This window comes from Shimia sp. W99, assembly GCF_053851455.3.
The window spans coordinates 686541-712491 of record NZ_JBSQBU020000001.1; the positions used below are offsets into that span (position 1 = coordinate 686541).

The 25951-nt window shown below is 62.0% G+C and carries 25 protein-coding genes; 11 read left to right on the plus strand and 14 right to left on the minus strand.

The window, feature by feature from the left end; all coding sequences use genetic code 11:
- Positions 1-5 precede the first annotated feature (5 nt).
- Entirely contained in the window at positions 6-1814 is a 1809-nt protein-coding gene (locus ACS3QZ_RS03345) for an ABC-F family ATP-binding cassette domain-containing protein (RefSeq protein WP_456036561.1), read from the plus strand.
- A 161-nt stretch (positions 1815-1975) separates the two neighbouring features.
- Here ACS3QZ_RS03345 and ACS3QZ_RS03350 read toward each other — a convergent pair whose 3' ends face one another.
- The gene (locus tag ACS3QZ_RS03350) at positions 1976-2569 is read right to left on the minus strand and encodes a hypothetical protein (RefSeq protein WP_456036562.1); all 594 of its coding nucleotides are present in this window, start codon (positions 2567-2569) and stop codon (positions 1976-1978) included.
- 213 nt (positions 2570-2782) lie between these two features.
- On the opposite strand from ACS3QZ_RS03350, the gene ACS3QZ_RS03355 reads away from it, so the two are divergent.
- Entirely contained in the window at positions 2783-3253 is a 471-nt protein-coding gene (locus ACS3QZ_RS03355; protein ID WP_456036563.1) for a hypothetical protein, read from the plus strand.
- 70 nt (positions 3254-3323) lie between these two features.
- Here ACS3QZ_RS03355 and ACS3QZ_RS03360 read toward each other — a convergent pair whose 3' ends face one another.
- Together ACS3QZ_RS03360 and tyrS are read right to left on the minus strand one after the other, a co-directional pair.
- Positions 3324-4079 (minus strand): SDR family NAD(P)-dependent oxidoreductase, encoded by a 756-nt coding sequence (locus ACS3QZ_RS03360; protein ID WP_456036564.1) that lies wholly within the window; start codon positions 4077-4079, stop codon positions 3324-3326.
- Between the two features lie 205 nt (positions 4080-4284).
- Entirely contained in the window at positions 4285-5529 is a 1245-nt protein-coding gene (tyrS, locus tag ACS3QZ_RS03365; RefSeq protein WP_456036565.1) for a tyrosine--tRNA ligase, read from the minus strand.
- Positions 5530-5592: 63 nt separating this feature from the next.
- Between tyrS and ACS3QZ_RS03370 the strand changes: the two genes are divergently transcribed.
- Positions 5593-6705: an anhydro-N-acetylmuramic acid kinase gene (locus ACS3QZ_RS03370; protein WP_456036566.1), complete on the plus strand. Its 1113-nt coding sequence runs from the start codon at positions 5593-5595 to the stop codon at positions 6703-6705.
- On the opposite strand, the gene ACS3QZ_RS03375 is transcribed toward ACS3QZ_RS03370, so the two are convergent.
- Positions 6702-7145: a cupin domain-containing protein gene (locus ACS3QZ_RS03375; protein ID WP_456036567.1), complete on the minus strand. Its 444-nt coding sequence runs from the start codon at positions 7143-7145 to the stop codon at positions 6702-6704. The genes ACS3QZ_RS03370 and ACS3QZ_RS03375 overlap by 4 nt on opposite strands.
- Positions 7146-7266: 121 nt before the next feature.
- Here ACS3QZ_RS03375 and ACS3QZ_RS03380 point away from each other — a divergent pair, with 121 nt between their 5' ends.
- Entirely contained in the window at positions 7267-7515 is a 249-nt protein-coding gene (locus ACS3QZ_RS03380; RefSeq protein ID WP_456036568.1) for a DUF1330 domain-containing protein, read from the plus strand.
- 107 nt (positions 7516-7622) lie between these two features.
- On the opposite strand, the gene eno is transcribed toward ACS3QZ_RS03380, so the two are convergent.
- The gene (eno, locus tag ACS3QZ_RS03385) at positions 7623-8897 is read right to left on the minus strand and encodes a phosphopyruvate hydratase (protein WP_456036569.1); all 1275 of its coding nucleotides are present in this window, start codon (positions 8895-8897) and stop codon (positions 7623-7625) included.
- Between the two features lie 305 nt (positions 8898-9202).
- Between eno and ACS3QZ_RS03390 the strand changes: the two genes are divergently transcribed.
- The gene (locus ACS3QZ_RS03390; RefSeq protein WP_456036570.1) at positions 9203-10747 is read left to right on the plus strand and encodes a PAS domain-containing sensor histidine kinase; all 1545 of its coding nucleotides are present in this window, start codon (positions 9203-9205) and stop codon (positions 10745-10747) included.
- Here the strand turns inward: ACS3QZ_RS03390 and ACS3QZ_RS03395 are convergent.
- From ACS3QZ_RS03395 to ACS3QZ_RS03415, 5 genes are all read right to left on the minus strand, one after another.
- Positions 10684-11628 carry a DMT family transporter gene (locus tag ACS3QZ_RS03395; protein ID WP_456036571.1) on the minus strand — a complete coding sequence of 315 codons (945 nt, stop codon included), beginning with the start codon at positions 11626-11628 and terminating at the stop codon, positions 10684-10686. The two genes, ACS3QZ_RS03390 and ACS3QZ_RS03395, sit on opposite strands and share 64 nt — an antisense overlap.
- A 225-nt stretch (positions 11629-11853) precedes the next feature.
- Positions 11854-13161, minus strand: coding sequence for an HlyC/CorC family transporter (locus ACS3QZ_RS03400; protein WP_456036572.1), 1308 nt, complete (start codon positions 13159-13161; stop codon positions 11854-11856).
- Between the two features lie 67 nt (positions 13162-13228).
- On the minus strand, positions 13229-14167 hold the full coding sequence (locus ACS3QZ_RS03405) for a site-specific tyrosine recombinase XerD (protein ID WP_456036573.1): 939 nt from the start codon (positions 14165-14167) through the stop codon (positions 13229-13231).
- Between the two features lie 3 nt (positions 14168-14170).
- Positions 14171-15691 carry a hypothetical protein gene (locus tag ACS3QZ_RS03410; RefSeq protein WP_456036574.1) on the minus strand — a complete coding sequence of 507 codons (1521 nt, stop codon included), beginning with the start codon at positions 15689-15691 and terminating at the stop codon, positions 14171-14173.
- Positions 15681-15830, minus strand: a complete 150-nt coding sequence (locus ACS3QZ_RS03415) for a hypothetical protein (RefSeq protein WP_456036575.1) — start codon at positions 15828-15830, stop codon at positions 15681-15683. Before ACS3QZ_RS03415 ends, ACS3QZ_RS03410 begins: the two co-directional genes overlap by 11 nt.
- Positions 15831-15962: 132 nt before the next feature.
- Here ACS3QZ_RS03415 and ACS3QZ_RS03420 point away from each other — a divergent pair, with 132 nt between their 5' ends.
- The 3 genes from ACS3QZ_RS03420 (at position 15963) to trpB (ending at position 18922) form a co-directional block, all read left to right on the plus strand.
- On the plus strand, positions 15963-16514 hold the full coding sequence (locus ACS3QZ_RS03420) for a shikimate kinase (protein ID WP_456036576.1): 552 nt from the start codon (positions 15963-15965) through the stop codon (positions 16512-16514).
- On the plus strand, positions 16511-17623 hold the full coding sequence (gene aroB, locus ACS3QZ_RS03425) for a 3-dehydroquinate synthase (RefSeq protein WP_456036577.1): 1113 nt from the start codon (positions 16511-16513) through the stop codon (positions 17621-17623). Before ACS3QZ_RS03420 ends, aroB begins: the two co-directional genes overlap by 4 nt.
- Positions 17624-17713: 90 nt before the next feature.
- The gene (gene trpB, locus ACS3QZ_RS03430; RefSeq protein WP_456036578.1) at positions 17714-18922 is read left to right on the plus strand and encodes a tryptophan synthase subunit beta; all 1209 of its coding nucleotides are present in this window, start codon (positions 17714-17716) and stop codon (positions 18920-18922) included.
- 123 nt (positions 18923-19045) lie between these two features.
- Here trpB and pepT read toward each other — a convergent pair whose 3' ends face one another.
- On the minus strand, positions 19046-20296 hold the full coding sequence (gene pepT / locus ACS3QZ_RS03435) for a peptidase T (RefSeq protein ID WP_456036579.1): 1251 nt from the start codon (positions 20294-20296) through the stop codon (positions 19046-19048).
- A gap of 13 nt (positions 20297-20309) precedes the next feature.
- A complete protein-coding gene (ssb, locus tag ACS3QZ_RS03440) occupies positions 20310-20825 on the minus strand; it encodes a single-stranded DNA-binding protein (RefSeq protein WP_456036580.1) in 516 nt (171 codons plus the stop codon).
- 217 nt (positions 20826-21042) lie between these two features.
- On the opposite strand from ssb, the gene ACS3QZ_RS03445 reads away from it, so the two are divergent.
- Both ACS3QZ_RS03445 and ACS3QZ_RS03450 read left to right on the plus strand, forming a co-directional pair.
- The gene (locus tag ACS3QZ_RS03445) at positions 21043-21630 is read left to right on the plus strand and encodes a lytic transglycosylase domain-containing protein (protein WP_456036581.1); all 588 of its coding nucleotides are present in this window, start codon (positions 21043-21045) and stop codon (positions 21628-21630) included.
- 74 nt (positions 21631-21704) lie between these two features.
- Positions 21705-22841, plus strand: coding sequence for a cytochrome-c peroxidase (locus ACS3QZ_RS03450; RefSeq protein WP_456036582.1), 1137 nt, complete (start codon positions 21705-21707; stop codon positions 22839-22841).
- Positions 22842-22853: 12 nt separating this feature from the next.
- Here the strand turns inward: ACS3QZ_RS03450 and ACS3QZ_RS03455 are convergent, their stop codons facing one another.
- Positions 22854-23189 (minus strand): antibiotic biosynthesis monooxygenase family protein, encoded by a 336-nt coding sequence (locus ACS3QZ_RS03455; RefSeq protein WP_456036583.1) that lies wholly within the window; start codon positions 23187-23189, stop codon positions 22854-22856.
- A gap of 89 nt (positions 23190-23278) precedes the next feature.
- Positions 23279-24859, minus strand: coding sequence for an arylsulfatase (locus ACS3QZ_RS03460; protein ID WP_456036584.1), 1581 nt, complete (start codon positions 24857-24859; stop codon positions 23279-23281).
- A gap of 151 nt (positions 24860-25010) precedes the next feature.
- Here ACS3QZ_RS03460 and ACS3QZ_RS03465 point away from each other — a divergent pair, with 151 nt between their 5' ends.
- The gene (locus ACS3QZ_RS03465; protein WP_456036585.1) at positions 25011-25943 is read left to right on the plus strand and encodes a LysR family transcriptional regulator; all 933 of its coding nucleotides are present in this window, start codon (positions 25011-25013) and stop codon (positions 25941-25943) included.
- The last annotated feature ends 8 nt before the right edge of the window (positions 25944-25951 follow it).

Below are 25951 nucleotides of genomic sequence, written 5' to 3' on the forward strand. Positions count from 1 at the left end.
GGGCCATGGCACGTATACCCCTTTTGCAGATGAGCGACATATCCCTGACCTTTGGCGGGGATCCGGTGTTTGATGACCTGAACCTTGTGGTGCAACCCGGTGACCGGGTGGCGCTTGTAGGACGGAACGGGTCCGGCAAGTCGACCCTGATGAAAGTCATGGCCGGACTGGTGGAGCCGGACCGGGGCGACATCGTGGTGCCGCCGGGCATCAGCGTCGGATACATGGAGCAAGACCCTGACATGGCAGGGTTTTCCACATTGGGCGAGTTCGCGTCAGCTGGGCTTGATCCGGGCGAGATGTACAAGGTGGAACGCGCGGGCGAAGGGCTGAAATTCGATCCTGATCGCGCGGTGTCGACGGCGTCGGGGGGGGAACGCCGCCGCGCGGCGCTGGCGCGGTTGATGGCCGAGGCACCGGACCTGATGCTCTTGGACGAACCGACCAACCATCTGGATATTGAGGCAATCGGCTGGCTGGAAGAAGAGCTGAAGGCGACACGGGCGGCCTTTGTCTTGATCAGCCACGACCGGGCATTCCTGCGTGAACTTACACGCGCAACCCTCTGGATTGACAGGGGAATGGTGCGCCGTCAGGAAAAGGGGTTCGCGGGGTTCGAAGCCTGGAGGGACAAGATCTGGGAAGACGAGGACGTGGCCCGCCACAAGCTTAATCGAAAGATCAAGGCCGAGGCGCGGTGGGCCGTGGAAGGCATCAGTGCGCGGCGCAAGCGCAACATGGGTCGGGTGCGGGCGCTGCAGGATCTGCGGGCAGAACGCGCGGCGCAGATCAAGCGGCAGGGTGCTGCGGCGCTGGAGTTGAGCGCGGGGCCGAAATCCGGGAAAAAAGTGATTGATGCCAAGAGCTTGTCAAAGGCTTATGATGGCAAGGACATCGTGCGCAATTTCTCGATCACGGTGCAGCGCGGCGATCGGGTGGCCTTTGTCGGGCCCAATGGGGTGGGCAAAACGACCCTGATCAAGATGCTGATGGGAGAAGTGGAACCGGATGCGGGGACCGTGACCTTGGGCACCAACCTGTTGCCCGCGGTGTTCGATCAGGCGCGCAGCAAGCTCGACCCGGAGATGAGCCTTTGGGATAGTCTGACGGGCGATCCTGAGATGCGGGTTTCGGGCAAGGCGGACCAGGTGATGGTGCGCGGGAATCCCAAGCATGTTGTTGGTTATCTTAAAGAATTTTTGTTCGACGAACGTCAGGCAAGGGCGCCGGTCCGCTCGCTGTCTGGCGGTGAAAAGGCGCGATTGCTGTTGGCCAAGCTGATGGCGCGGGAAAGCAATCTGTTGGTGATGGATGAACCGACCAACGACCTTGATGTGGAGACGCTCGACCTGTTGCAGGAGTTGCTGGACGACTATGACGGCACGGTTCTGCTGGTGAGCCACGACCGGGACTTTCTTGACCGGGTTGCAACGACCACGGTTGCGATGGAAGGCGACGGACGGGCCGTGGTCTATGCCGGGGGCTGGACGGATTACCGCCGCCAGCGCACAGATGACGCACCGGTGAAAACCGTTGCGAAAACAAAGCCCAAGGCGGAAAAGGTCAAGCAGGAGAAGGCGCCGAAAGAAGGGCTGAGCTTTACCGAGAAACACCGCCTGGAAGAGCTGCCCGGGCTGATTGACCGGCTGGGGGCGGAAATCGCCAAGCTGGAAGAGTTCATGGCCGACCCGGAATTGTTCACCAAGGAGCCGGTCAAGTTTCAGAAGGCGACCGAGGCGCTGGTCGAGCGCCAGAAGGCCCTGGCGGCCGCCGAGGAAGAATGGCTCATGCTCGAAGAAAAGGCCGAAGGGTAGGCCGGATAGGCGACTCAAAGGTTAACGCCCTTGTTTTGCTGGATTTGCGCGTCGGTACTACGTCGGTATCACGTCGGTATTGCATCGGTACGCGGCCCTTTTGGGGCAGTTTCGGGCAAGTGTTACCCCATCGTACGTAACCATTTGATAACCCATGATCGCTAGGGTGAGGCTATGACATCCGGTGTGTACCCGGCGCGCAAGGCGTCTAGCGTCGGTTCGGGTGTGAGAACCGTGACCTGTCCGTTGGGGCGGCGTTGCGGTGCGCCGTAGCCATTTGGGCGGAAAGGCAAAAGCGCGTCCTGCCAGATAAGTGCCGGGCCAGTGTTGCGTAAGATGAAGGCACCGTCGGGCAGGGCCGCGGCCTCTGCCATGTGGCGGCGTTGGGTGTAGCGGCGCGGGATGGCGCGCGCCGCGTGCAGTTTGGCGTCAAAAGCCGCAATGGGGCCAGTATGCCCGGCCGCGGCAAGGAAAGAGGTGTAATCATTGCGGCGACATTCGCCGCAGGGACGGTGGCCCGCAGAGAGCGCAACGGCTTCGTCATGGAAGAAGAGTTCGGTGTAGCGACCGGGGGACATGAGCGTGCGCCTGCGGCCCTTGAAGTTGAGAACACAACAGACCCACGCCTTGTGACGCCAGCGGCGATGGGTGAGTTCCTTTGTGTCATGCAGGATGCCGCGATTGCCCATGAACGCGCCGCGCGCGGGATGCGCGAGGATATCTCCGGTGGGTTGGACGCGGTTTTGCAAGGTCATGGGAGGAGCGTGCGGGAAGTTAGGCTGGCAGGCAAGGGAAACGGATAGTCAAAAGCGTTAGGTTCATGCAGCGCGATTGGGCAAGCAGTTGCGAGTCGAATGCCACATGCCTGCTCAGGCTCGGGGCCAGCAAGATCTCTGTGACAGGCCGGGTTTGGATGAGAGCCTCACTGTGGTACGGTTATTCGATCGTGCGATATAGGAGGAATATCAATGAAGCACTGGCTATTTACCCCGCTCGCGGCGTTGGCCGTTGTTCTGCTCTCAACATCAGCATCGTATGCTCTAAACTGCGGGGCCGATTTTCAGCATGCCTATGAAAAGGGTGTGCGGGATGGTCGGGCTGATGGGGCGCATCTGCGTGAATACAACCCGTTGAGCCACGGCCGCAAGGTGAGTTTGAAATGGAACCACCGCGGGGATTGTTATCGCGAGGGGTACGATATCGGGTACCAGAATGCCGCAGCGGACGCCAAGAAAAGGCCCGCGCGGCCGAGCCATGACAATGCCCCAACGCCCGGATCAAACGAGCGGGCCTATTATGACGATGGGTGTCATGAAGGGACCGGCGACGCCCAAGCGAGCATGAGCATGGCCTATGAGCGCCATGCCGGCATGTATGACCGTCGGTTCGAACCGTATTTCAAGCAGGGCTACGAACACTGCTGGAAGATGTTCCGGTAACGGATTTTTACCGATGGACCGGGATGCGCGGGCTGTTGTGCTGCGCATCCCGGTTCATTCTTGTTATTGATCACTGCATGCGCAGAGCGCCGTCGATGCGGATGACCTCGCCGTTGAGGTAGCCGTTTTCGACGATGAACCCGGCAAGGCGGGCGTATTCGCTGGGATCGCCAAGGCGGGCCGGGCAGGTGACATCGGCAGCGAGCTGGTCCTGAATCTCCTGCGGGAGGCCCTGCAGCATCGGGGTGAGGAAGATGCCCGGCGCAATCGCCATGACGCGGATACCGGAACGGGCAAGGTCACGCGCCATGGGCAGCGACAGGCCGACGATGCCTCCTTTGGAGGCCGCATAGGCGGCCTGACCGCGCTGACCGTCCATGGCGGCAATCGAGGCGGTGTTGATGATCACGCCGCGCGCGCCGTCGGCCTCGGGGTCGTTCTGGGCCATGACCTCGGCGGCAAGACGGGCGACGTTGAAGGAGCCGACGAGGTTGATGTCGATGGTCTGCTGGAAGGTGTGAAGCGGGTGAGGGCCGTTCTTGCCGATAGTGGTGGCCGCGGGCGCGATGCCGGCACAGTTCACGGTCGCGGTGATGCTGCCCATGGCCTCTTTGGCGGCGGCGATGGCGCTGGCGACGCTGTCTTCGTTGGTGACGTCGACCTTGTGGAAGGTGCCGCCGAGTTCGGCAGCCAAGGCGGTGCCGGCCTCTTCGTTGAGATCGAACAGGGCAACCTTGGCGCCGTTTTCAGCAAAATGACGGGCGGTGGCCGCGCCCAGACCTGAGGCGCCGCCGGTGATCACGGCGCAGGTGGTGGCAAGTTTCATGGGGCTCTCCTCGGACATCATGAAATGAACATGTGTTCAAATAGCCGGGGAGGCGTGTTCTGTCCAGTGTTTCGCGGCGTCGCAGTCAGGGGGCGGGCATGGGGGCGCTGCCCCCGTCGCGAGCAAGCTCGCGACTCCCCCGGAGTATTTCCTGCAAAATGAAGGAGGGGTGGGCCGCCTTGCCGGTGAGGGGCGGCCCCGCCGATCAACCGAGTTGCACCAGCGCGTGGCGTTTCTTGCCTGCGCTGAGCTTGATCGGGCTGCTGAGTGCGGCGGCGTCGATCATCAGCCCGGCATCGGTGAGCGGGGCGTCGTCGATCCTGGCGCCGTTTTCGGCGATAAGGCGCTTGGCTTCCTTGCCGGACTTGGCGAGGCCGGATTTTACGATGATCTGCACGATCGAGGCAGGCAGGTCGTCGGCGGAGAGTGTCAGGGTGGGCAGATCATCACCCACGCCGCCTTTTTCGAAGACCTCGCGCGCGGTGGCTTCGGCGGCGGTGGCGGCGTCGGCCCCGTGGCAGAGCGTTGTGACCTCGTTGGCGAGGATGATCTTGGCGGCGTTGATTTCCGAGCCTGCAAGCGCGCCGAGGCGGTCACATTCGTCGAGCGGCATCTCGGTGTAGAGCTTGAGGAAGCGACCGACATCGGCGTCGGTGGTGTTGCGCCAGAACTGCCAGAATTCATAAGGCGCGCGCATGTCGGCGTTGAGCCAGACGGCGCCGTCCGCAGATTTGCCCATCTTCTTGCCGTCCGAGGTGGTCAGCAGGGGCGATGTCAGGCCAAAGACCTGATTGTCATCGACGCGGCGGGTGAGGTCGATGCCGTTGACGATATTGCCCCATTGATCCGAGCCGCCGAACTGCACCATGCAGCCATAGCGGCGGTTCAGTTCGAGGAAGTCATAGGCCTGCAGGATCATGTAGTTGAATTCGAGGAACGAGAGCGACTGTTCGCGGTCGAGGCGGGATTTCACCGATTCGAACGAGAGCATGCGGTTGACCGAGAAGTGGCGGCCGATGTCGCGCAGAAAGGTGAGGTAGTTGAGATCGTCGAGCCATTCCGCGTTGTTGAGCATCAGCGCGTCGGTGTCGCCGTCCCCATAGGTGAGGTATTTGGCGAAGACCTGCTTGATGCCGGCGATGTTCGCGTCGATCTGTTCGTCGGTCAGAAGCGGGCGTTCGTCGGCGCGGAAAGACGGGTCGCCCACCTTGGTGGTGCCACCGCCCATGAGGGTGATCGGTTTGTGGCCGGTTTTTTGCAGCCAGCGCAGCATCATGATCTGGATCAGCGAGCCGACATGCAGCGACTTGGCGGTCGCGTCAAAGCCGATGTAGCCCGGCACCACGCCCTTGGTCAGGGCGGTGTCAAATGCCTCGTAATCCGTGCAATCCGCGACGAAGCCGCGCTCGAGCATCACGGTGAGGAAATCCGATTTGGGCTGGTAGGTCATGGTGTCGGTCCCGTATGATTTGCGGGCCTGTGTATAGGGGCGGAAGAGCAGAAGGAAAAGGCCATGTTGAAGGCCAGGGGAACAGAGGCGGTTGTGCGTGCTTTGGGGGCCATGTCGGGCACATCGTTGGACGGGGTGGACGCGGCGGTCGTAGAGACCGACGGCGCGGTGATCCACGCGTTCGGGGCGCATGGGTACAGGGCCTATTCAAGGGAAGAACAGGCGGTGTTGATGGCCGCGCTTGGCAAATGGGCGGGCCCCGAGGTGGAGGCGGCGACGGCGGTGGTTGATACGGCCCATGTTGAGGCGCTGGCCGGGTTCGAGGACGTCGCAATCGTGGGGTTTCACGGACAGACGCTGGCGCATGAGCCACGCGGACGGGGCACGTTGCAGGTGGGAGACGGGCAGGCGCTGGCCGAGGCGCTGGGGGTGCCGGTGGTCTGGGATTTCCGGTCGGCGGATGTTGAGATGGGCGGAGAGGGTGCGCCGCTTGCGCCGTTCTTTCACTTTGCCTGTGCCAAGTGGATTGGCGCGGTCAAGCCGGTAGCGTTTCTGAACCTCGGGGGCGTGGGGAATATCACCTGGGTAGATCCGGGCAAAGCCAGGCCGGAGGACGAGGGCGCGTTGCTGGCCTTTGACACCGGGCCGGCAAATGCGCCACTCAACGATCTGTTGCGGCAGCGACGGGGGCTTGCCTTTGACGAGGGCGGAAAGATCGCCGCGCGTGGAAAGGTGGCGACCGGGGCGCTGGAGTTGTTTCTGGCCGAGGGGTATTTCGCAAGAATGCCGCCCAAGTCTCTGGACAGGAACGATTTTTCGGAAATGATCGAACTGGTCAGCGAGTTGTCGGACGAAGATGCGGCGGCGACCATGACGGCGATGTGTGCCGCCGCCGTGGCGCAGGGGATGGAGCATTGTCCGGTGCCGCCTGAGCAGGTCCTTGTGACGGGGGGCGGGCGGCACAACCCCGTGCTTATGGAAATGTTGGCGGTGTCGTTGGATTGCCCGGTGGCCCCGGTCGAAGAGGTCGGGTTGGACGGGGATATGCTCGAGGCGCAGGCCTTTGCCTTTTTAGCGGTGCGCGTGGCGCGTGGGCTGGCGACCTCTTGTCCCTCCACGACGGGGGTGCGGGCGCTGGTTGGCGGCGGGACAGTGAGCCGGCCGGAGACCGCCTAGCGCGGGATATCAAACCCCGGTGCGGCCAGTTCGAATCCATCGAAGCGGAAACCGGGGGAGACGGTGCATCCGACAAGTGTCCAGGCGCCTGTGCTGCGTGCGGCTTGCCAGAGGTGGGGGGGCACGATCAACTGCGGGGACTGGCCCGCAGCGAGGTCGGGCCCGAGGAGATGGTCTAGCGCCGGACCAGTTTCGGTCTCGGCCATGGAAAGCACCAGGGGCGCCCCTGCATGGAAATGCCAGATCTCGGTCGCATCGACCCTGTGCCAATGGGAAACCTCGCCTTCGGCCAGAAGAAAGTAGATCGCCGTGCCCGATGGGCGCACGTCGCGGGGGGAGGCGGCGATCCACGTCTGGCGGTAATGGCCGCCTTCGGGGTGCGGTGAAAGATCAAGGTGGTCGATCACCTCGCGGGCGGTCATGGTGTTGGCGGGGGGCATGGTGCGTATCCGTTTGATTTATCAGTACTTTAATGTCCAGGCACGGTGTTGCGCAACCATCAGGTGAAAAATGCCGCGCGTTCGTGTAGGATAGCGCCCGTGTTTGATGAAAGGCATTGCGATGAGCTATGTGTTTATGGTGGCGCGTCCCGGACAAAAGGGGCATGCGGCATTTGACAGGTTTGTTGAGAAATCCCGGCCGGTTGTTGCGGCCTTTGATGGGCATTTTCAGGAATCGGACGGCACGGAAAGTACGGGGCAGGCGTCTGGATCAGGGGCCATGGTCGTTCGTTTCACGTCGATGTCCCGGGCGCGGGCGTTTTACGAGTCCGAGGACTACGCCCGGCTGCACGGGGCATCGGAACAATAGGGCCGGGGCAGATCAGATCCCTGTGACGCGGATGCGTCAGTGGTATGGGGTGAAAAAAAACCCGCGCGAAGGGCGCGGGGTTTGAATGTGTCGCGCTGGCGCCGAAATCACTTCAGGATCGAGCGGCCTGCATATTCTGCGGTCTCGCCGAGCAGTTCCTCGATGCGGATCAACTGGTTGTATTTGGCGAGCCGGTCCGAACGCGCGAGCGAGCCGGTCTTGATCTGGCCGCAGTTGGTGGCGACGGCAAGGTCGGCAATCGTGGCGTCTTCGGTTTCGCCAGAGCGGTGCGACATCACGTTGGTGTAGCGCGCGCGGTGGGCCATATCGACGGCTTTCAGCGTTTCGGTCAGCGAGCCGATCTGGTTCACCTTGACCAGCATCGAGTTGGCCACGCCCTGGGCGATGCCGTCGGCAAGGCGCACGGGGTTGGTCACGAAGAGGTCGTCACCCACCAGCTGGACCTTGTCGCCGATCTTGTCGGTCAGGATTTTCCAGCCTTCCCAATCATCTTCGCTCATGCCGTCTTCGATCGAGATGATCGGATAATCGGCGCAGAGCTGGGCGAGGTATTCGGCGTTTTCTTCCGAGGTCAGCGATTTGCCTTCGCCGGCCATCTCGTATTTGCCGTTCTTGTAATACTCGGTCGAGGCGCAATCGAGGGCAAGGTAGATGTCTTCGCCAAGCTTGTAGCCGGCTTTTTCCACCGAGGTTTTGATGAAGTCGAGCGCGGCGCGGGTCGAGGCGATATTGGGGGCAAAACCGCCTTCGTCGCCAATCCCGGTCGACAGGCCCGCTGCGGAGAGTTCCTTTTTCAGGGTGTGGAAGACCTCAGCCCCCATGCGCACGGCTTCTTTGATGTTGGCCGCGCTGACCGGCATGATCATGAATTCCTGAATGTCGATCGGGTTGTCGGCATGTTCGCCGCCGTTGATGATGTTCATCATCGGGACCGGCAGGACACGGGCCGAGGTGCCGCCGATATAGCGGAAGAGCGGCTGCGCGGTGAAATCGGCCGCGGCCTTGGCGCAGGCCATCGAGACGCCGAGAATGGCGTTGGCACCAAGACGGCCCTTGTTGGGGGTGCCGTCAAGTTCGATCATGGCCATGTCGATGGCGACCTGTTCGGTCACGTCCATGCCCACCAGTTCTTCGGCAATCTCGCCGTTGACCGCGGCGACCGCTTCCAGAACGCCTTTGCCCATGTAACGGCTCTTGTCGGCGTCCCGCTTTTCCACCGCCTCATGCGCGCCGGTCGAGGCGCCCGAAGGCACGGCAGCGCGGCCCATGGTGCCGTCTTCGAGGATCACGTCGACTTCGACGGTGGGGTTGCCCCGGCTGTCGAGAATTTCGCGGGCGTGGATGTCGATAATGGTGCTCATCTTTGAGGTCCCTGAAATGGCCAGTGTGTTGCGCGCAGCTATAGCAGGGGCGGAGAGAATGTAAACCGGGGCCGATAGCGCTAACGGCCTGTTTTCTTGGTCGTTAGCGCTGACAGTGACATGATGGCACCGCTGCAATCCTGCGTGCCCGTTTGAGGCGGTTGGGGAACAGCTGCGTGAATATTCCCTGTGTTGAGTGATTGCCTGTTGATGCAACTTAAGATTTTGTTAGCATTGAGGGACAGGCCGGGGGTTGCAACTGTGCGGTGGGTGATCAGAACCGATCACTCGGGAAAGGAAATGGGATGGCTGACGGCAGGAACGATGACCGGAACCCCGCCTCCACCACCTGTGCGTCGGTAAACCCACGCATAAGTGGCGACGACGGATTTGGCGACTTCATGGAACGGTCGACAATCTGCAAGATTCTGGCCTCGTCCGGCGTCGGGCTGTTCAGTGTCGACCTGGAAACCGGGAAATCGCAGGTGTCGCCAACCTGGAAAACCATGCTCGGAATTGAACCGGATGCGGACATCGAACCGCAGCGAGAATGGCATGCGCGCATGCATCCGGACGACCTTGAACGTTTGTTTGAACGGGATGCCGCGTTCCTTGGCGGGCAGGCTTCGGAAAACCGGAACACCTATCGCATCCGCCATGCGGACGGGCATTGGGTCTGGATCGAGTCGAACGCCCATATCATCAAGCGCGACGACTATGGTCATCCGCTCGTGCTTGCCGGGACACATACCGATGTGACTACGGAACAAACGATCCGGCGGATTGCGAAGGAAACCGATCAACGCAACCGCCTGATGCTGAACCATTCGCCGGTCGGGATCGCGGTGTTCTGTCCCAAGGCGCGATTGCAGGACTGCAACGCGCTTTTTGCCGAGATGCTGGGTTATGCGCCGAACGAAGTTCTGGGGATGAGCCTGATGAAGCTTGTGTGGTTCGACATGGACCCGGACGAGGTGCGTAGGAAACAGGATTTCTACAACGGCAAGTCCAAGGAAATCACCTTTGAAACAGAGCTGCTGTGCAAGAATGGCGATCGCAAACATGCCATGGTCCGCGGTGTCAGGTTCGTGAACAAGGAGGACGAAGTGCGGTTCCTGTTCCAGTGCTCGGACATTACCGAGCGCGTTCAGGCGGAACTGCAGAAGGACGAGTTCCTTGCCACGGTGAGCCACGAGTTGCGCACGCCGCTGACCTCGATCGCCGGGGTGATCCGGCTTGCCAATTCGGGGGCGATTGGCGAGATGAGCCCGAAAATGAAAGAGCTGATGGCGGTCGCCGAGCGGGGGTGTGAAACGCTGCTGCGCCTTGTGAACGAGCTGCTGGACTTCAAGTCGTTGGAGGCAGGAGAGCTGAGCTATTACAATGAGCAGTTCAGGGTCGCCGAGGCGGTAAGGGAGGCGATCGGGAACATGGCCGGTTACCTGAAGCCCGGACAGAGGGTGGAGACCGACGTGAGTCCTCGTGCGGAGGGTGTCGAGATTGTCGCGGACAGGGGACGGTTTCTGCAGATCCTGACGAACCTGCAGTCGAACGCGTCGAAAATCTCACCACCCGAAGCCTGTATCACGATACGGGTCTCATTGGCGCCCGGATGGGTGCGCGTGTCGGTGCAGGACCGGGGGCCCGGCGTGCCCAAGGAATTGGAAGGCAGGATTTTCCAAAGGTTTGCCCAGGCGAATTCGTCGGACAAGCGATCGGTGCAGGGGACCGGGCTTGGGTTGGCGATTTCGAGGCGCATGACGCAGGATATGAAGGGCCAGATCGGCTATTTCAACAACGATGACGGCGGCGCGACGTTCTGGGTGGCCTTTCCAGCCGAGCTGGACTGAGTCCTGGCAGGGGTGCGGGACTGTTTGTGGTGTCGTTCACGCAGGAAGGTATAGAGGCCGGACCCGATGATCAGCGCGGCCCCGGTCATGGTCAGCGGGTCGGGGCGTTCGCCAAACACCAGGATGCCGCCCATGACCGAGAAGACGAGGCGGGTGTAGCGGAATGGGGCCACGACCGAGGCTTCGCCGATGCGCATCGCGATCACGATGCCCCAGTAGCCCAAGGTATTGAAGATGACGGCTCCGGCAAGAAAACCAAGTTCGGGGATGTCCATCGGCGCGAGGTTGCGCGGCGACAGGACCAGAAGGATCACCCCGGCAATGCTGAGCGCGCCCATGCCCTGAACAGCGAGGACGTAGGACGACACCGCGACATCCGCGCGGCGGGTGATCAGGTCACGGGTGGCGATCAGGGCGACGGCGCCAAGAACCAGGAGTGTGTCAGGATCGAACCCTTCGAAACCGGGGCGGATGATCAGAAGGACACCGCAGAAGCCGACGATCACGGCGCTCCAGCGGCGCCAGCCGACGGTTTCCTTCAAGAACAGGGCGGCACCGAGTGTGATGACCAGTGGCAGGGTCTGAAACACGGCGGCGACGGTGGAGAGGTCGACCCGTGCCAGGGCGGAGGTAAAAAACATCGCCGCGCCGCCGTCGGCAACGGCACGCAGCACCAGGAGCGGCTGCCACGCCGCGCGTTGCAGGAGGCGCGCGCCCCGGACGCGGGCAATGGCGGCAAAGATCAGGGCGGAAATTCCGCCCATGGCAAACAGGATCTGGCCCGTGGCATGGGTGGACGAAAGCTGTTTCACAAAAACATCCCCCAGCGTGAAGCCGAGCATCGCGCCGATCACGAGAAAGATGCCTTGGAGATTGTGCATGGTCCCGCTCCGATGGGTACGGTTTCGTGTGTGGAACCGAATGCCTGCTGGAGCAAGGTGAAATATTGCACATGTTATCAAATTTTGTGGGGCCGCCCATCAGGGGGCGTTGCCCCCGTCACAGCAGGCTGTGACTCCCCCAAGGTATTTGAGGACCATTGAGAAGGGCAGACGTGCTGTTTCTCAATGGTCATAAATACCCAAATCCCGCGCTTGCGGTATCGCTCAGAGGGGTCGGATCTTGAGATGGGTGATCCGGTTGTCCTCGCGCCCGGTGACTTCGAAGCGGAAGCCGTGGAAGGAGAAGACCTGCCCCACGGTGGGGATCATCTGGGCTTCGTGGATGACCAGACCGGCAATGGTGTTGGCCTCGTCATCAGGCAGGTTCCAGTCGGTGGCGCGGTTGAGATCGCGGATGGTCATGGCGCCCTCGATCAGGAACTGGCCGTCCTCGGATTTGCCGATCGGGTGTTCTGCGTCGGGGTCGAATTCGTCGGTGATCTCGCCCACGATCTCTTCGAGAATGTCTTCCAGCGTGATCAGCCCCTGCAGTGAACCGTATTCATCCACCACGAGCGCAAAATGCGAGCGGCGGCGCAGGAACTGGCGCATCTGGTCGTCGAGCGAGGTGGTTTCGGGCACGAAATAGGGTTTCTTGGCGACCTTGGTGATGTCGAAATTGGTCAGGTCGGCAAGGCTGCCTTCGGCATCGGCGATCTGGCGGTGCATGCCGCGCAGGAGATCCTTGGCGTGGACCACGCCAATGATGTTTTCGGGCTCGTCCTTGAAGACCGGCAAGCGGGTGTAGTTGCTTTCGAGACACTGTGCGAGCACGTCGGCGGGGTCGCTGTCGGCGTCGATCATCTCGATGCCGGAGCGGTGCAACATGATCTCTTCGACGGCGCGTTCGGAGAGGTCCAGTGCGCCAAGGATACGGTCTCGGTCTTCCTTTTCGACGATGCCTTCGGAATGGCCAAGCTGGATCGCGCCAGCGATCTCCTCGCGCACGGCAAGGATATGGCTGTCGGGATCAGTCTGCACGCCGAACACGCGCAGCACGCCGCGCACCAAGAGGCGCACGGCCGAGACCACGGGGGCGAAGACGCGCACCACGATGCCGATCGTTCCGGCGACGCGCGAGGCGGCGGTTTCGGGGGCGGTGATGGCATAGGTCTTGGGCAGCACCTCGGCAAAAATCAGCACCAGAAAGGTCATCACCAGCGTGGCCAGCGCCACGCCGCTTTCGCCGAAGGCGCGGGTAAAGAGCGCGGTGGCAAGCGAGGCGGCAAGGATGTTGACGAGGTTGTTGCCCAGAAGAACGGAGCCGATCAGGCGTTCATTGTCCTCGGTGATATCAAGGGCCTTCTGAGCGCCGCGGTTTCCCTTGTCGGCCTGGGTGCGCAGCTTGCCGCGCGAAGCGGCGGTCAGCGCGGTTTCGCTGCCTGAAAAGAAGGCCGAGAGGATCAGAAGTCCGGCGATGGCGCCGGCGCTGATCCAGAAAGAGCTGTCGAGTGTGGCGGTGGTTGCGTCCATGATCCTAACCCGTTGGTTCCTGTTGGGTTATGGGGGCAGGCGGGGGCGCAATCAAGGGGCTGGGGGGTCAGTTGTCGTCACTGTCACGTGCCAACGGGTGATTTTCCAGCACCAGATCGCGCAAGCGTTCATCAAGGACGTGGGTATAGATCTCGGTTGTGGCCACGTCGGCATGGCCCAGAAGCGTCTGGATGGCGCGCAGATCGGCGCCGTTGGCCAGAAGGTGTGTCGCAAAGGCGTGGCGCAGGGTGTGGGGCGTGACCTTGTCCGGTGAAACACCCCCGGACACCGCCAGTTCCTTGATCAGCATATAGAAACGATGCCGGGTCAGGTGGCCGGATTTGCCGCGCGAGGGAAATAGGAAGCGCGATGGCGCATACCCATCGGCCCGGCGCGCGTCTTCGGCGGCATCGCGGGTTTTGAGCCATGCCGCGAGCGCCGTCCGCGCGGGGGGCGAGAGCGGCACCATGCGCTCTTTTGAACCCTTGCCCATGACCAGAAGCATGCGTGGATCGCCGCGCGCGGCGGAGACCGGTAGGCTTACGAGCTCGGTGACGCGCATGCCCGTGGCATAGAGGAGTTGCATCAGGCAGGTGTTACGCAGGCGGTCGGTTTCGGAGCGGCCCGTGGTGCGGGCCGCGTCGATCAGGCGATCGACCTCAAGCACATCAAGCGTCTTTGGCAAACGCTTGGACCGGCCCGGGCCCTTGATCTGGATCGCGGGGTTGTCTTTGCGCCAGCCTTCTTCGAAAGCAAATCGGTAGAGTTGCTTGATCGCGGAGAGGCGGCGGGCGCGGGTGGACTGGGCCAGACCCTCGGCATCACAGGCGACGAGATAAGCTTCGATGTCGCTGCGCTGGATTGCGGCGAAATCCGAACCGTTGCCCTTGGCCCAGTCCGAAAAGGCGCGCAGGTCGCGGGCATAGGCCAGCTGGGTGTTCCGGGCCGCGCCAAGCTCGGCGGCTTGTGCATCGAGAAAGGTGGATATCCAGTGTAGGTTGTCCATGCATCACCCCCGTGTATCGAGCAGCGCCACCTGCAGGGCGGCGCGCCGGGCCGTGTCTTCGAGACCGACGGCGCGCAGGGTGGCCAGCGCCTCGGTCAGGGCGCCAAGATCGCCCGCGGCCCCGTCATCCATGAGCGCCATGGCGTGCAGAATGGCTTCGCCCAGTTGCCCCCGCGCGAGCATGGCCGAGATTTTCTGTGGCACACCTGCGCCGTGCCATGCATCGGCGATGGCACGGTGCGTGCGGTCCTGCGGCAGGCGGGGCGGCATGCCCAGCGCGAGGCCGGCGAGGAAATCGCGCGGTCCGGCATGGGCGGCACGTTCGTATTCGGCGGACAACAGCGCGATGTCGCGGGCCTGTCGGGCGGTCACGCCCTGCAAGGGGAGCGTGAGCAGGGCGCCGCCGTATAGCCGGGCAAAGGGGGTTTCCAGATGCACCTGCTGCATTGCCGCCCATGCGCCGGGCAGGGTTTCCGCAACGCGTCCGGGATCACGATCGCTCATGGCACGGTCAAAGGCCTGAAGCGCCGAGACCCGGTCCCAGATCATGCCGGATGCGGCCGGTTTGCGTTCGGTGTAGATGCCGAGAAGGCGGTTTTCATGCAGGGCGGATGTACGGGCCAGCCGTTCGGCGGCCTCAAGCTGGGCCTTCCAGCCAGCGGTATCGCGCAGGTCGGCATGGGCGTAGGGGCGCGGCAGGGTGGCGGTGGTCTGGCCTTCGCCGATGGCTTCGTAGAGGCGGAACTTGAGAGGGCTCGGGGTGGTGGCCGCGACCAGCAGAGGTTCGCCCTCGAAAAGGTCGGGGTCGAGGAAGCGCAACAGGAGGGCGTCCATTTCCTCGGAAATAAGGCCCAGCGCCTTGGCGGTGTCGAGCGTCAGGGCGGCGGCGCGCCAGTCGCCCGCGCGGGCGGTACAGAAGATACGTGCGCCGTACCCCGGGGCAAGGTGCGGGGCTGCGGTCAACTCCTTGCAGGCGGCGTCTTCCTGTCCCATGAGAAGCGTCACGTCGAACCAGCGGGCAAACAGCGCGGGCGTGTCGGGGCCGGCGCGTTCAAGCAGGGCGGCGGCCTGTTCCAGGGCACCCATTTCGACCAACTTGTCTACGCGGGCCAGAAGCAATTCATTGGCCGTTCCTGCATCCAATGGTGCGTTGGCCTCGGCCAAAAGCAGGGTATAGAGCAGCGCCTGCATCGCAGGAACGACCTCGGCGCGCTGGCCATGGACCATGTCGGCCAGACGCGATGCGTTGGAGTTGGACCAGAGCGTGCTGGGCAGGCCGGTCACCGAAGACGGCAGGAGGCCGACCGAATCGCGCCCTTCCTGATCAAGCGTCGTGACGTCGATAGCAGGCGTGGCGACGCCTTCGCTCACCGGGGGCTCGGCAATGGGCAGGCCCATGTCGAGCGTCACCGTGGGCGTCGGGTTCAGCCATTCGATGGCCGAGAGCGGGGCGTCCTCGGCCAGAAGCGGTGTGGTGGGGACGAGCGCGGCCAGCGCCGCCAGCAGGATAGGTTTAGTTACCATGCAGTTCCACGGGAATGCGCGTTTCGCTTTGGGGTGCCGAGAAATCGGCCCCGAAGATCGGACCGATATAGGCATAGGCCACAAGGGCGATCACCGCCAACAGCACCAGCCCCAGAATTGCACGGATCAGTTTGCCCATGATTGCCCTCAATTTTCCTGCCCATTTTTTTCCAACATATAACTGGCCTTTTGGCCAAGATCACGTCATTCAGTGCGAAATCGTGAAATATGAGCGAGGCTTGGCCGATCAGGGGTCAGTGATGGGCGGTTCATGGGCTATGAATTAAAAAAAACGGTTGTGCTTGTGGGCATGATGGGAGCTGGGAAAACCGCCGTTGGGCGCGCCCTGGCCGCCAAGCTCGGCGTGGCGTTTCTGGACTCGGATGCCGAGATCGAGAAAGCCGCCAACATGACTATCGCCGAGATTTTTGCCCGCGACGGCGAGCCGTTTTTTCGCACCAAGGAAAGCCAGGTGATCGAACGTCTGCTGGAAAGTGAACGTTGCATCCTGTCGACCGGAGGCGGGGCCTACCTTGCCGAGGGCAACCGGGCGATGATCGCCGAGAAGGGCGTGGCGGTCTGGCTGAATGCGGATGTGGACCTGTTGTGGACCCGGGTCAGGCACAAGGACACCCGCCCGCTGTTGCGCACGTCGAACCCGCGCAAGACGTTGGAAGAGATTTTTGCCGCGCGGGTGCCGTTTTACCAGCTGGCAGAGTTGCCGGTCGCCACACAGGCCGGGTTTTCAATTGAACAGACCGCAGAGCGGGTGATTGAGGCGCTGAAGACGCGCCCGGATGTTTTGGTGGAGAATGACGCATGATGGAAACGTTGCATGTCGGCCTTGAGGGGCGTGCCTATGACATTCACATCGGGCCGGGGCTTCTGGCGCGGTCCGGCGCGCTGATCGCGCCGTTTCTCAAGCGCAAGCAGGTCTGTGTCGTCACGGATGAAAACGTCGCCGCACTGCATCTTGAGGGCTTGCGCGCGGGACTGGCTGCAGAAGGGATTGCCTGCGAGGCGATCGTGCTGCCCGCCGGTGAAAGCACCAAGAGCTGGCCGCATTTTGAGCGCACGGTGGAATGGCTGCTGGAGCAGAAGGTCGAGCGGCGCGATCTGGTGGTCGCGCTTGGGGGCGGTGTGATCGGCGACCTGACCGGGTTTGCGGCGGCTGTTTTGCGCCGGGGCGTGGGCTTTGTGCAGATCCCGACGAGCCTTCTGGCACAGGTCGACAGTTCGGTTGGCGGCAAGACCGGGATCAATGCGCCGCAGGGCAAGAACCTGATCGGGGCGTTTCATCAGCCCACGCTGGTGCTGGCGGATACCGAGGTGTTGGGCACGCTGACACCGCGCGATTTCCTTGCCGGCTACGGAGAAGTGGTGAAATACGGGCTGCTGGGGGACAGCGATTTCTTCGAGTGGCTGGAAGGGCAGGGGCCTGCACTGGCTGCGGGGGACATGGGCGCGCGGATCGCGGCGGTGAAACGCTCCTGCGAGATGAAGGCCGAGATCGTCATGCGCGACGAGACCGAGCAGGGGGATCGGGCGCTGTTGAACCTTGGCCACACCTTCTGTCATGCGCTCGAAGCGGCGACGGGCTATGGCGACCGGTTGCTGCATGGCGAGGGCGTGGCGATTGGCTGTGCGCTGGCGTTCGAGCTTTCGTATCGGCTGGGCCTGTGTTCGCAGGAAGATCCGAGCCGGGTGCGTCAGCATCTGGCGGAGATGGGAATGAAGGTCGATCTCAAGGATATTCCGGGCGACTTGCCGGAGGCGGAAGTGCTTCTTGACCTGATGGGGCAGGACAAGAAGGTGGTCGACGGGCAGTTGCGTTTCATCCTCGCTCGCGGGATTGGCGAGGCTTTTGTGACGGCGGATGTGCCGCGCGAAACGGTCCTGACCTTGCTGCGGGAAGAGCTGGCGCGCCGCTGACGTGATCCGGTGCGCCGCGTCAAAACGTCTTATCACGGTTGCCCAAAAAACAGTCAAAGTGCCGTGGACTGAATTTTTGGGAGAAGCTGAATGTCATCTTATTTGAAATCGACACCGAACGCGGAAGGCTATTTCGGGGAGTATGGTGGCGCGATGCTGCCGCCGGTTCTGGAGCCGCATTTCAAGGAGATCGCCGAGGCCTATGCCAAGATTTCGAACTCGGCGGAGTACATTCGGGACCTGCGTTACGTGCGCAAGCATTTCCAGGGGCGGCCGACGCCGGTTTCGTATCTGCGGAACCTGAGTGACATGTCCGGGGGCGCGCAGATCTATGCCAAGCGCGAAGACCTGAACCATACCGGGGCGCACAAGCTCAACCATTGCATGGCAGAAGCACTTTTGGCCAAGCATATGGGCAAGACCAAGCTCATGGCGGAAACCGGCGCCGGGCAACATGGCGTGGCGCTGGCCACGGCGGCGGCCTATTTCGGCATGGAATGTGAAATCCACATGGGCGAAATCGACATCGCCAAGGAAGCGCCGAACGTGACGCGGATGAAGCTGTTGGGCGCGGAAGTGGTACCGGTAGGCTTTGGCGGGCGGTCGCTCAAGGAAGCGGTGGATTCGGCGTTCCAGTCCTATGTGCCTCAGGCCGACACGGCGCTGTTTGCGATCGGTTCGGTGGTGGGGCCGCATCCCTTCCCGATGATGGTGCGGGATTTCCAGCATATCGTGGGCATCGAGGCGCGCGAGCAGTTCCTTGAGATGACAGGGAACCTGCCCGATATCGTGGCGGCCTGTGTCGGGGGCGGATCGAACGCGATGGGCATCTTTGCCGGGTTCATCGAGGACGAGGACGTGGCGCTTTATGGAGTTGAACCGCTTGGCACGTCGTCCAAGCTTGGCGATCACGCGGCGACGATCACCTATGGCGAAGACGGTGACATTCACGGGTTCCGCACCATGCTGCTCAAGGATGAAAACGGCGAACCTGCGCCGGTACATACGGTGGCTTCGGGTCTGGATTACCCCGGCGTCGGACCGGAACACGCGCATCTTTATCGCACCGGCAAGGCCAATTACGTGGCCGCGGACGACAAGGAGGCGCTGAACGCGTTTTATGCGTTGTCGCGGCGTGAAGGCATCATCCCGGCGCTGGAAAGCGCGCATGCGGTGGCCTTTGCCATGCGTGAAGCCAAGAACCATCCGGGCAAGTCTATCCTGATCAACCTGTCGGGGCGGGGTGACAAGGATATTGATTACGTCACCGAAACCTACGGGTTTGGGGACGAGAGCTGAGCCAAGGGCGCGTGCCTGTCCCCATCAAGGGAACAGGCACGCGGGCCCGCTGAAGCGGGCGGTAGCAATAGAAAGACGCCGGAGGGGATAACCTCCGGCGTTTTTTGGTCATGGAAGACTGTATCAGGCGCGTTTGGCGGCGATCTGAACGAGCTGGGCACAGATGCGGGTCGAGAGCACCATGTCCTGAACGCTGATCCATTCAAGCGGGCCGTGAATGTCCTGCATGCCGGTGAAGAGGTTGGGGCAGGGCACGCCCAGTTCGGTCAGGCGCGAGCCATCGGTGCCGCCCCGGATGATCCCCGGCTTGGGCGTGATGCCTTCGGCGCGATAGGCGTCTTGCGCAATGTCGACCGGGGTCATGTCCTCTTCGAGCCAGTAGCGCATGTTGCGGTATTGCTTGGTGATCTCGCAGGTCACGATTGCGCCGGGGAATGCAGCCTCGGCAGCGTTGCAGGCATTCTTAAGGCGGGAGCGTCGTGCGTCGAGGCCGTCGCGTTCGAAATCACGCAGGATGAAGCGAATCTCGGCCTCGGCCGAGCCGCCCTCGAGCCCGTAGACATGGATGAAGCCTTCGCGATCGGACGTGGTTTCGGGGGTTTCGCCGGGCTTGTCGAGATCGGCCACGATATGCGCGGCGACATGCAGGGCATTGACCAGTTTGTCCTTGGCATAGCCGGGATGGGCGGAAACCCCCGTGATCCGGACCAGGCCACCGTCGGCGGAAAAGCTTTCAAACTCGATCTCGCCCACGCGGGCGCCGTCGAGCGTATAGGCGAAATCGACATCGAAATCGGCGGGCAGTCGCGGATCGACACCGCGGCCAATCTCTTCGTCCGGGGTGAAAGCCAGACGCACCTTGCCATGTTCGAGGCCCGGTGTGGTGAGCAAGTACTCGGCCATGGTCACGATGATGGCCACGCCGGCTTTGTCATCCGCGCCAAGCAGCGTCAGGCCGGAAGCCGTGATGATGTCATCCCCGACCTTGGAGGCAAGGTAATCCGATGTCGATGGGCTGAGCACCAGATCGGGCGCGTCCGGGTAGGTGATGTCGGACCCGTCCCAATTCGCATGCACGCGCGGTTTCACGCCGGTCGCGTTGAACTGGGGCGCGGTATCGACATGGGCGCAAAAGCCGATGGAAGGCGCGTCGGCCACGGTGGCGGGCACCGTGGCGAGGACCGCGCCATAGGCGGTCAGGGTGATGTCCGATGCCCCGATGGTCTCCAGCTCGGCCACGAGATGACGCGCCATGTCGAGCTGAATCGCGGTGCTGGGTTGCGACGTCGTGTTTTCGTCACTTTGGCTGTCAATCGCGCAATAGGTGACAAGACGCGCCTGCAATGCTGCCGCGAAATCGGGGAAACCGGTCATGTGTCAGATCCGCTCAGAACGGGATTTCGTCATCAAGGTCGCGCGAGGGGGCGGAGCCACCCTGGTTGCCGCCGCCGAAATTGCCGCCGCCCTGATCGTAGCCGCCGCTATAGCTGCCGCCCTGATCATAACCACCCTGCGAGCCGCCGCCAAAGCCGCCGCTGTCGCCGCCGCCGCTGCGACCGTCGAGCATGATCAGCGTGCCGTTAAAGCCCTGAAGGACAACTTCGGTCGAGTAGCGGTCCTGGCCGGACTGGTCCTGCCATTTGCGGGTCTGCAGCTGGCCCTCGATATAGACCTTGGAGCCCTTGCGAAGATACTGTTCACAGACGCGGACGAGGCCCTCGGAGAAGATCGCCACGGAATGCCATTCGGTCCGTTCGCGGCGTTCGCCGGTGTTGCGGTCTTTCCATGTTTCAGAGGTGGCAATGCGCAGGTTGCAGACCTTGCCGCCATTCTGGAAGCTGCGGACCTCTGGGTCGCGCCCCAGGTTGCCCACGAGAATTACCTTGTTCACCGATCCGGCCATGCGCCTGTCTCCCTCGGAATCTGTATTGCTTTGTTCAGGGCACCATACACCATTGCCCCTGCCAAATGGGAAGTCGATTCTTGTGGAAAACCCCTTTGACCGCGCAAATGCCGTGGCGAATTTCGGCCATCGGGCGCGGGGCCTGTGCGGTTGATCTGGAAATTTCCCGGTAAAATGTTATAAAACTGCGCAAAACACGGGTGGGACAGACAAAGTCATGTCGTGGAAAGTGAGTGGTATTGTGGTTGCAGCCTTGCTGGCAGCGTCTCCGGCGCTGGCGCAGAGCGCGTTTTCGACCAAGTCGCAGGCGCGGCTGTTCAAGAACCAGACCAAGCTTCTGGATGGGCGTGCGTCAGAGCAATACAAAAACTCGGTACGTCTCAAACCCAAGCCGGTTTATACGCCTTCGAAATGGGGTGATGGGCGTTACAAGGGAAAGTACAACGGCCCCTATCTGGCAATGGCGCGGCAGGCAGCGTTGCTGCATGGGGTGCCGGTGGACATGTTCCTGAAACTGGTTCAGCAGGAATCCGGCTGGAACGCTTCGGCAAAATCGCACAAGGGGGCACTTGGGCTGGCGCAGCTGATGCCCGAGACGGCAAGGGTTCTTAAGGTGGACCCTCTGGACCCGCAGCAGAACCTTGAGGGTGGCGCACGCTATCTCAGCCAGCAATACCGCAAGTTCGGTTCGTGGCGTCTTGCGTTGGCGGCGTATAACGCGGGGCCGGAAGCGGTGACGAAATATGGCGGCGTGCCGCCCTACAAGGAAACCCAGAATTACGTGCGTGTGATCCTTGGGCTCTGACGTGCCGTTTGACGGATATCAATTCCCCCTTTGCATGACCTGATAGAACGGCTCCGAAAAGAAGAGGAGCAGTGATGCGCGGGTTTGTCTTGTTGAGTGCTTTTGCGCTGGGGCTGGTGGGAACCGGTCTGGCCGAGCCGCGCGAAGCCCGTCTTGAGGCGTTGGGGGAACGGCTGTTCTTTGAAACGCGCCTGTCGCTGAATGAAACGCAATCCTGTGCCACCTGCCACGACCCGGCGCACGCCTTCACCGATCCGCGCGTGACCATCGTGGGGCGGGCGGTGTCGTTGGGGGATGACGGGGTTTCGCTTGGGGATCGCAATGCGCCGACGCTTGGCTATGCCGCCCATGTTCCCGCGTTTCATCGCAACGGGGCGGGGCGCTATGTTGGCGGGCTGTTTCATGACGGTCGGGCGGAGACGCTGGAAGATCAGGCCGGGGGACCGCCGCTCAATCCGCTCGAAATGGCCATGCCGGACAGGGCGGCACTCGTGGCGCGGCTGGCGGAGGATCGGGAGTACATGCTGGCCTTTGAAGAGGCCTTTGGGGCGGGGGTGCTGCACGAGGACGAGGCTGGTTTTGCCGCGATGACCGAAGCCATTGCCGCGTTCGAGCGCACAGACCCGTTTTCGCCGTTTGACAGCCGGTTTGACCGCTATTTGAGGGGAGAGGCCACGCTCAGTCGTCAGGAAGAACGGGGACGGGACTTGTTTTTTGACCCGGAGGCCACGAATTGCAGCCTTTGCCACCAGTCATCTCCGCGTGCCGATGATCCGGGCGAGATCTTCACGAGTTTCGAGTATCACAATATCGGAGTCCCGGTGAACAAAGCCGTGCGCGCCGCGCATGGGCGTGCCGGACGGGACGCGGGATTGCTGGACAATCCGGGTGTTGATCATCCGGCGGAGGCCGGTCGGTTCCGGGTGCCGACCCTGCGCAATGTCGCGGTAACGGGGCCGTACATGCATAACGGCGTGTTCACCGACCTGCGCACGGCGGTACGCTTTTACAACAAGTACCAGTCCAAGCGACGCAAGTGGCAGGTCAACCCGGAAACCGGTGAGCCGTGGGCCTTGCCGGAGGTGTTCATGACGCTGGCGGTGGGAGAGCTGACCGAAGGGGAAGCCCTTTCCGAGCGCGATATCGACGCGATCGTGGCGTTTCTGAAAACCTTGACAGATGCGCGGTATGAGCACTTGCTTGAGGACTAGGAGCTGCTGATCCTAGCGCCCCTCGGGGCCGTCATAGGCGCGTTCGACCTTGGCGACGCGCAGGGTGTAATGCTCGTACCAGCGGGTTTTGCCCAGTTTTTGCGCCAGAAGATGTTCCGAGACCTGTTTCCAGGCCATGAGCGCGGCCTCGTCTTGCCAATAGCTGACGGTGATGCCGAGGCCCTCCGCATCACGTGTGGTTTCGATGCCGATATAGCCCGGCTGGGCGGCGGCAAGCTCCACCATCCTGTCGGCCATGGCACCATATCCCTGATCCCCTTCGCGACGTTGCGCGGTGAAGATGACGGCGTAATAGGGCGGTTCGGGCAAGGGGGCAAAACGGGTCATGGGCGCAGGCTAGGCCCGCGTGCGGACTCTGGCAAGGAAAAGCGCCGCCCCTTGCAGGGGCGGCGCGTTTTTTTGCAGTGGTGGGCGCTCTATTGCGAGAAGCCGCCTTCGGATGCGGTTTGCTCCTGCACATGCGCTTCGTTCTTGACGGCGGCACCGCGCGGGGGGAAATCCGCGAAGGTGCCCAGATGCGCCTGCACAAGCCGGGCCGCGGGGCCAAAGGCCCACATCTTGTTCCCCATCCAGCGGGTATACATGCCCGATTCCTCGGCCGCTTTTTCATAGGGGTCGCGCCGGAGATTGAACAACAGCGGCGCGTTCAGCTCTTCCTTGGGCCCGGCCCAGCCTTTTTCCTGGATCACAAAATGCGCCTTCCAGTCGCGATAGCGCACCGCCTGCAGGTTTGTGCCTTCGTAATAGATGATCTCGTTCCGGTTGGAGCCGGTTTCACCCGTCAGGAAGGACATCTGGTTGTAGCCGTCGAGATGCACCTTGTAGCCTTCGTAGCCCTCTTTCAGACGCGCGGGCAGGTCCTCGGGGCCACCAGCGGCGGCGACAAGGGTGGGCATCCAGTCCAGACCGTCAAAGATACCATTGGCGACGACACCCGCGGGCACTTTGCCGGGCCAACGGATGATGGCGGGAACACGGAAGCCACCTTCCCAAGTGGTGCCTTTTTCGCCGTGGAAGGGCGTGGTGCCGCCATCGGGCCAGGTCATTGTTTCGGGACCGTTGTCCGAGGTGAAAACGACAAGGGTGTTGTCGGAGATGCCCAGTTCGTCCAGATGTCCCAGTACCTTGCCAACATTGTCGTCGAGTTCCCTCATCACGACGTCCTGAAGCCCGCGACCGTTCCCCAGCATCGCTTCGTATTTCGGGCTGAGATGGGTCCAGACATGCGCGCGGGCCGGGGCCATCCAGACAAAGAACGGCGTCTCGCTGTCCACGGCGCGGTTGATGAAATCGAGCGTCTTGGCCGTCACTTCGTCTTCGAGCGTTTTCTGACGTTCGGGCGGGGCGGGGCCGTCATCCACGATACGTTGCTTGCCGACTTTGCCCCAGCGGGGATCAACGGTTTCGTCCTCTTCCTCGGTGGCCCATGCGTGGATGATGTTGCGCGGACCAAACTGGGCCGCGAATTCCGGGTCATCCGGCCAATCAGGGTCGGACGTGTATTCCATCGCGTTGAGGTGATAGAGCCAGCCCCAATATTCGTCAAAACCCTTGTTGGTTGGCAGGAAGCGGTTCTGATCGCCCAAGTGGTTCTTGCCGAACTGGCCCGTGGTATAGCCCATTGATTTCAGCAAGTTGGCAATGGTCGGATCTTCTGGAGTAAGGCCGATGGGATCGCCGGGCAATCCAACGGTGTGCATGCCGGTCCGAACGGGAAACTGTCCCGTGATGAAGGCGGAACGGCCAGCGGTGCAGGAGGGCTGAGCGTAATAGTCTGTCAGGCGCATACCCTGAGATGCCAAAGTGTCGAGATTGGGTGTTTCGATGCTTTTGACACCTTGATGGTAGCTGCCAAGGCTGGCCCAGCCGACATCGTCCGCCATGATGACGAGGATGTTGGGTTTGTCCTGTGCGTGCGCTGTGGCGGTGAGTGCTACCATCAGACCAAGGCCGGTGGCAAAGGGGCGCATCAGACTGGACAATGAGAAGTGTCGCATGTCGGAATCCTGTTAAATGAATTGATGGACGGCCGCCCATCTGGCGGCTTGAAAAAAGCCTAGCTTCCGGGTTGCCGCCTCTCAATTTGCCGATGCAATTGTTTCGCATTATGAAAGGAAAGCGAAAAATTCTGAAATGATAAGGCAGACCATGATTGACGAAACTCCCTTGAAGGCAATTCTCAGCCTGGCGAGGACCGGGCGCCTTCAGGACAGCGCGCGCGCCTTGGGGGTGTCAAACGCCACCCTGTCGCGCATCATTCAACGCGCCGAGGAAGAGCTTGGCATGGTCCTGTTCACAAGAGGCCGGTTGGGCTTTACCCTGACGGGGAACGGGCGCGCCTTCCTGCCGCTGGCCGAGCGGCTGTTGGATGATCTGGGACGGTTTCACAACAAGGCGGATGCGTTGGTTGATGGTGGCGGGGCACGGCTTGTCATCGGCTGCGGGCCGTTGACCACCCGCACCATTGTCGCCCCGATCCTGAGCGAGATGATGTCGGACATGCCCGACCTTCAAAGCCAGATCACGGTTGGTGCGGCAGAGGAACCGATTGCCCAGCTGGAACGCGGAGAACTGGACATCTTTGTCGGCGATCTGACGCATACGCCATGGACCGACCAGATCGAGATACAGGTGCTGGACAAGCGACCGGTTGTTTTTGTCGCCGGTCGTAATCATCCCCTACATCGGGATGGTCCGCATCATCTGGCTGACGTGTTGCGCGAATATCCTCTGGGCTCGCCATTTCTCCACAAGCACTGGCAGGCCGCGCTGAGCTCGATGCTGGACGACGACGCGGCGGAAGGGGGAAAGACGCGACGTCTGCCACAGGTGCAATGTGACGATTATGCGTTTCTTGCCGCGCTTTGCCAGACCAGCACCATGGTTGTTGGCGGCATGGCTGAAACCTTTGCCGAGCATGTCGCCCAGGGTGATCTGCGCCCAATCCGGTTGGACCGAACGATGACGTGGAACATCTGCATCGCCCGGCGCCTCGGTGCGCGCTCTCTTGCTGAGGATCGGTTTTGGGACGCGGTCATAGCGCGCGACTGCCGCACGCATGGCACGGCATTCGCGCTTTGAGCGATTGG

Bases quoted from the DNA above. Each gene is read 5' to 3' on its own strand.
- pepT (WP_456036579.1), bottom strand. From the start codon at position 20,296: ATGACCGGTTTCCCCGATTTCGCGGCAGCATTGCAGGCGCGTCTTGTC.
- ACS3QZ_RS03375 (WP_456036567.1), bottom strand. From the start codon at position 7,145: ATGCCCCCCGCCAACACCATGACCGCCCGCGAGGTGATCGACCACCTT.
- ACS3QZ_RS03410 (WP_456036574.1), bottom strand. From the start codon at position 15,691: ATGGTAACTAAACCTATCCTGCTGGCGGCGCTGGCCGCGCTCGTCCCC.
- trpB (WP_456036578.1), top strand. From the start codon at position 17,714: ATGTCATCTTATTTGAAATCGACACCGAACGCGGAAGGCTATTTCGGG.
- tyrS (WP_456036565.1), bottom strand. From the start codon at position 5,529: ATGACCTACCAGCCCAAATCGGATTTCCTCACCGTGATGCTCGAGCGC.
- ACS3QZ_RS03350 (WP_456036562.1), bottom strand. From the start codon at position 2,569: ATGACCTTGCAAAACCGCGTCCAACCCACCGGAGATATCCTCGCGCAT.
- ACS3QZ_RS03380 (WP_456036568.1), top strand. From the start codon at position 7,267: ATGAGCTATGTGTTTATGGTGGCGCGTCCCGGACAAAAGGGGCATGCG.
- ACS3QZ_RS03455 (WP_456036583.1), bottom strand. From the start codon at position 23,189: ATGACCCGTTTTGCCCCCTTGCCCGAACCGCCCTATTACGCCGTCATC.
- ACS3QZ_RS03415 (WP_456036575.1), bottom strand. From the start codon at position 15,830: ATGGGCAAACTGATCCGTGCAATTCTGGGGCTGGTGCTGTTGGCGGTG.
- ACS3QZ_RS03390 (WP_456036570.1), top strand. From the start codon at position 9,203: ATGGCTGACGGCAGGAACGATGACCGGAACCCCGCCTCCACCACCTGT.
- ACS3QZ_RS03355 (WP_456036563.1), top strand. From the start codon at position 2,783: ATGAAGCACTGGCTATTTACCCCGCTCGCGGCGTTGGCCGTTGTTCTG.
- ACS3QZ_RS03360 (WP_456036564.1), bottom strand. From the start codon at position 4,079: ATGAAACTTGCCACCACCTGCGCCGTGATCACCGGCGGCGCCTCAGGT.
- ACS3QZ_RS03345 (WP_456036561.1), top strand. From the start codon at position 6: ATGGCACGTATACCCCTTTTGCAGATGAGCGACATATCCCTGACCTTT.
- ACS3QZ_RS03395 (WP_456036571.1), bottom strand. From the start codon at position 11,628: ATGCACAATCTCCAAGGCATCTTTCTCGTGATCGGCGCGATGCTCGGC.
- ACS3QZ_RS03405 (WP_456036573.1), bottom strand. From the start codon at position 14,167: ATGGACAACCTACACTGGATATCCACCTTTCTCGATGCACAAGCCGCC.
- eno (WP_456036569.1), bottom strand. From the start codon at position 8,897: ATGAGCACCATTATCGACATCCACGCCCGCGAAATTCTCGACAGCCGG.
- aroB (WP_456036577.1), top strand. From the start codon at position 16,511: ATGATGGAAACGTTGCATGTCGGCCTTGAGGGGCGTGCCTATGACATT.
- ACS3QZ_RS03450 (WP_456036582.1), top strand. From the start codon at position 21,705: ATGCGCGGGTTTGTCTTGTTGAGTGCTTTTGCGCTGGGGCTGGTGGGA.
- ACS3QZ_RS03420 (WP_456036576.1), top strand. From the start codon at position 15,963: ATGGGCTATGAATTAAAAAAAACGGTTGTGCTTGTGGGCATGATGGGA.
- ACS3QZ_RS03445 (WP_456036581.1), top strand. From the start codon at position 21,043: ATGTCGTGGAAAGTGAGTGGTATTGTGGTTGCAGCCTTGCTGGCAGCG.
- ACS3QZ_RS03400 (WP_456036572.1), bottom strand. From the start codon at position 13,161: ATGGACGCAACCACCGCCACACTCGACAGCTCTTTCTGGATCAGCGCC.
- ACS3QZ_RS03465 (WP_456036585.1), top strand. From the start codon at position 25,011: ATGATTGACGAAACTCCCTTGAAGGCAATTCTCAGCCTGGCGAGGACC.
- ACS3QZ_RS03460 (WP_456036584.1), bottom strand. From the start codon at position 24,859: ATGCGACACTTCTCATTGTCCAGTCTGATGCGCCCCTTTGCCACCGGC.
- ACS3QZ_RS03370 (WP_456036566.1), top strand. From the start codon at position 5,593: ATGTTGAAGGCCAGGGGAACAGAGGCGGTTGTGCGTGCTTTGGGGGCC.
- ssb (WP_456036580.1), bottom strand. From the start codon at position 20,825: ATGGCCGGATCGGTGAACAAGGTAATTCTCGTGGGCAACCTGGGGCGC.